At 72.7% G+C, this 3,671-nt stretch carries 4 protein-coding genes; 2 read left to right on the forward strand and 2 right to left on the reverse strand.

Annotated elements, in window-relative coordinates; all coding sequences use genetic code 11:
* Both AC1DP0_RS19565 and AC1DP0_RS19570 read left to right on the forward strand, forming a co-directional pair.
* A partial coding sequence (locus AC1DP0_RS19565) for a Pls/PosA family non-ribosomal peptide synthetase (protein ID WP_478087771.1) occupies positions 1–1,439 on the forward strand: 1,439 nt, incomplete at its 5' end.
* Entirely contained in the window at positions 1,436–2,809 is a 1,374-nt protein-coding gene (locus tag AC1DP0_RS19570) for a M1 family metallopeptidase (RefSeq protein ID WP_478087775.1), read from the forward strand. The genes AC1DP0_RS19565 and AC1DP0_RS19570, both read left to right, overlap by 4 nt.
* On the opposite strand, the gene AC1DP0_RS19575 is transcribed toward AC1DP0_RS19570, so the two are convergent.
* Positions 2,749–3,531 carry a 4'-phosphopantetheinyl transferase family protein gene (locus AC1DP0_RS19575; protein WP_478087779.1) on the reverse strand — a complete coding sequence of 261 codons (783 nt, stop codon included), beginning with the start codon at positions 3,529–3,531 and terminating at the stop codon, positions 2,749–2,751. The two genes, AC1DP0_RS19570 and AC1DP0_RS19575, sit on opposite strands and share 61 nt — an antisense overlap.
* Positions 3,524–3,667 (reverse strand): three-helix bundle dimerization domain-containing protein, encoded by a 144-nt coding sequence (locus tag AC1DP0_RS19580; protein ID WP_478087781.1) that lies wholly within the window; start codon positions 3,665–3,667, stop codon positions 3,524–3,526. Before AC1DP0_RS19580 ends, AC1DP0_RS19575 begins: the two co-directional genes overlap by 8 nt.
* Positions 3,668–3,671 lie beyond the last annotated feature (4 nt).

Here is a 3,671-nt window from a genome sequence, read left to right on the forward strand (position 1 = left end):
GGCTCGCGGTCTACGGGATCTCCGGTGTCGTCCTGTCGATCCTGCCCTTCCTCGCACTGCTCCCCGGGGTGCTGCTCCTCGGTGAGCCGATCGGGCGGGCACGGACCCACGACGTGGTCGGCACGGCATACGCGGCGGTGCCTCTCGTGACGGTCCTCGCCCTGGTCACCCTCGCGGCGGTCACCATCGTGCTCGTGCGCCTCCTCGGCCTCGGGCTGCGGGAAGGCTACTACCCGGTCCGGAGCCGGGTGGGATGGCAGGTGTGGGCCACCGAGCGACTGCTCGACCAGGCCCGCACCCTGCTCTTCCCGATCTATGCGAGCCTCGTCACGCCGTGGTGGCTGCGCGCCCTGGGCGCGAAGGTCGGGCGCGACGTCGAGGCGTCGACGGTGCTCCTGCTCCCGGCGATGACGTCGGTCGCGGACGGAGCCTTCCTCGCCGACGACACCATGGTCGCCGGCTACGAGCTCGCCCGTGGCTGGGTGCACATCGCTCCCGCCAAGATCGGCAAGCGGGCCTTCCTCGGCAACAGCGGGATGACCGCGCCGGGCCGACGCGTGCCCAAGCACGGACTCGTCGCGGTGCTCTCGACCGCGCCGCAGAAGTCGAAGCCGGGATCGAGCTGGCTCGGCAGCCCGCCGGTCCGCCTGCGACGACCACCGCAGGGTTCCGACGACGAGCGGACCTTCGCGCCACCCCTGCGGCTCAAGGTGATTCGCGGACTCGTCGAGCTGTGCCGGATCGTGCCGGTCATGGTGACCGTGGCGATCGCGACCAGCGTCCTCATCGCCCTCCAATGGCTCGTGAGCCTGGTCGGGCTCGCCGGAGCCGCGGCCCTCGGCGGTGTCGTCCTCACGACGGCCGGGGCCGTCGCCGCCGCCGTGACGACGGCGGCGAAGTGGGTCGTCGTCGGCCGCATCGGTGCCGTCGAGCACCCGCTGTGGAGCTCCTTCGTCTGGCGCAACGAGGTCGTCGACACGTTCGTCGAGATGGTCGCCGGTCCGTGGTTCGCGTGGACGGCGACCGGCACGCCCGCCATCAACGTCTGGCTGCGCAGTCTCGGGGCACGGATCGGGCACGGTGTCTGGTGTGAGACCTACTGGCTTCCCGAGGCGGACCTCGTGACGCTCGGCGACGGGGCCACCGTGAACCGGGGCTGCGTTCTCCAGACCCATCTCTTCCATGATCGAATCATGAGCATGGACACCGTGACGCTCGAGGACGGAGCCACGCTCGGCCCCAACGGGGTCATCCTCCCGGCGGCCAGCATCGGCAGGGCCGCCACGGTCGGTCCCGGTTCGCTCGTGCTCAGGGGTGAGGCCGTGCCGCACGGGACCCGCTGGACCGGCAACCCGATCGCGTCGTGGAGCGGCGGGGTGCTCGCGGTTGACCGCGGACCCGCGCCCGAGTCCCGACCCGTGGGAGCCGACGCCCCATGACTGGCAGCGTCGCCCAACAGGTCCACCTGCTCGCCGACCGTTACACGCCTGACCGGGGCGACCCGGCATACGTCGTGACGCACTACGACCTCGACCTCGATTACAAGGTGTCGACGAACCGCCTCACCGGCCGGGCGGTCCTCGACGTCACCGTGCTCGAGGACGTGCGCCGGCTCGTCGTCGACCTCGTCGGCCTGCGCGTGCTCAAGGTGTCCGTCGGGGGCGCCCCCGCCAAGTGGGTCCACCGCGGCCCGCGCGTCCACATCACCCCGGCTGCACCGCTCCCCCGCGGTCGGCGCACCCAGGTCGCCATCACGTATGCCGGCACGCCCGGTCCCGCAGCCACGCTCTGGGGCGACGTCGGCTGGGAGGAGCTCACCGAGGGGGCCCTCGTGGCCGCTCAGCCCAACGGCGCTCCCACGTGGTTCCCGTGCAACGACCACCCGAGCACCAAGGCCACCTACCGGATCACGTTCGAGTCGGACTCGCCCTACGACGTCGTGGTGACCGGGACCCTGGTGGAGACCCGGGTCCGTGGGAGCCGCACGCGCCGCGTCTTCGAGCAGCACGTCCCGATGGCGACCTACCTCGCGTCGGTGCACGTCGGGCGCTACGTCCGACGCGCACTCGTCGGGACGAACGTGCCGATCGCCGTGGTCCTGCCCGCGATCCACGAGCGCGACGTCATGCACGACCTGGGCCGGTTGCCCGAGATGACGCAGCTCTTCGGGTCGCTCTTCGGGCCGTATCCCTTCGCCGACTACACCGTCGTCGTCACGGCCGACGACCTCGAGATCCCCCTGGAGGCGCACGCGCTGGCCTCGTTCGGGCCCAACTGGCTCGAGGGCCACCGACGTCACGAGCGGCTCGTCGCCCACGAGCTGGCCCACCAGTGGTTCGGCAACAGCCTCACCCCGGCGACCTGGGCCGACATCTGGCTCAACGAGGGGTTCGCCTGCTACGCCGAGTGGCTGTGGGCCGAGCACGCCGACGGTGTCCCCGTCCGAGCCAGCGCGCAGACCCACTGGTCCCGTCTCGCCCGCCTGCCCCAGGACCTCGTCCTCGCCGATCCGGGCCCGGTCCTGATGTTCGACGACCGCGTCTACAAGCGGGGGGCCCTCACCGTGCACGCCCTGCGCCTGCTGGTCGGCGACGGCGTCTTCTTCGAGCTGCTGCGCGACTGGGTGCAGAGCCACCGGCACGGGTCGGTCACCACCGACGAGTTCGTCGACCTCGTCGACGTGCACGTGCGGCACGCGTCCGGCGCCGCCGGGGGTCCGGCCGCCGCCGAACGGGCCCGCGCCCTCCTCTACAGCTGGCTCTGGGCGTCTCCTCTCCCTCGCCTCGAACCGGCCGTCGGGGGCCTGTGACCGGCGCCGCCGCCGCACTCGGTGGCGCCCCAGTGGCGCCGGACCTCGAGGCCGCCCGGACCGGACGTGAGAGCCACCGCCGCCGCACACCCGGTGGGCGCGTCGACGTCCACCACCGTCAGACCCGGCATACCCGGCACGACCTCGGCGAAGACGCCGGGCCGCGGGGTCACGAACGTCGTCGGGTCGACGCGCAGCCCCACACCCAGGGCCTTGAGGGCGGCCTCCTTGCGCACCCACGACGCCGCGTCAGACGGAGCGTCAGACGGAGCGCCGGACGGGGCATCGACGGCAGCGCCACGCTCGCGAACGTGAAGGGCCACCCGCCCGAAGCCCTCGAACTGCGCCCCGTGGGTCTGCTCGACGTCGATCCCGACCGGCCCGGAGCGACTGAGCGCGAGGGCCACGACGGAGCCCGTGCGGCTCAGGGACAGATGGAGTCCCGGGTCGTCGACGAGGAGGGGGCGGCCGTGCTGGCGACCGCAGTCGGGACACGTCCTGTCGAAACGCAGGGATCCGGGGGGCCGCCCCAGGAGAAGGCCGATCTGCGACCTCGCCAGCAGGTGGAGCGCGAGGAAGGCCCTCGCCGAGGAGGCGTCGACGAACCGGGTCCACCGGTCGCGCTCGTGCTCGTCGAGCGCGCCGGCGTCGGCCACCCCCGGTGAGTGAGCCCCTTCGACGCCCGTGTCGCGCACCCAGACGTCGACGACCGCGTCACCCATTCGTCGGTGCTGGCGGCGTGACGTCACCACGACCGGCGTCGTCGGGCCGCGCGAAGGCCAGGCGATCGCGCGCAGCGTGCTCGACGAGCACCGGCAGGAAGGCGCGGACAGGATCCCTGGCCTCGGAGTGGGCCAGCCGC

Source organism: Terrabacter sp. P5_B1 (assembly GCF_056400505.1).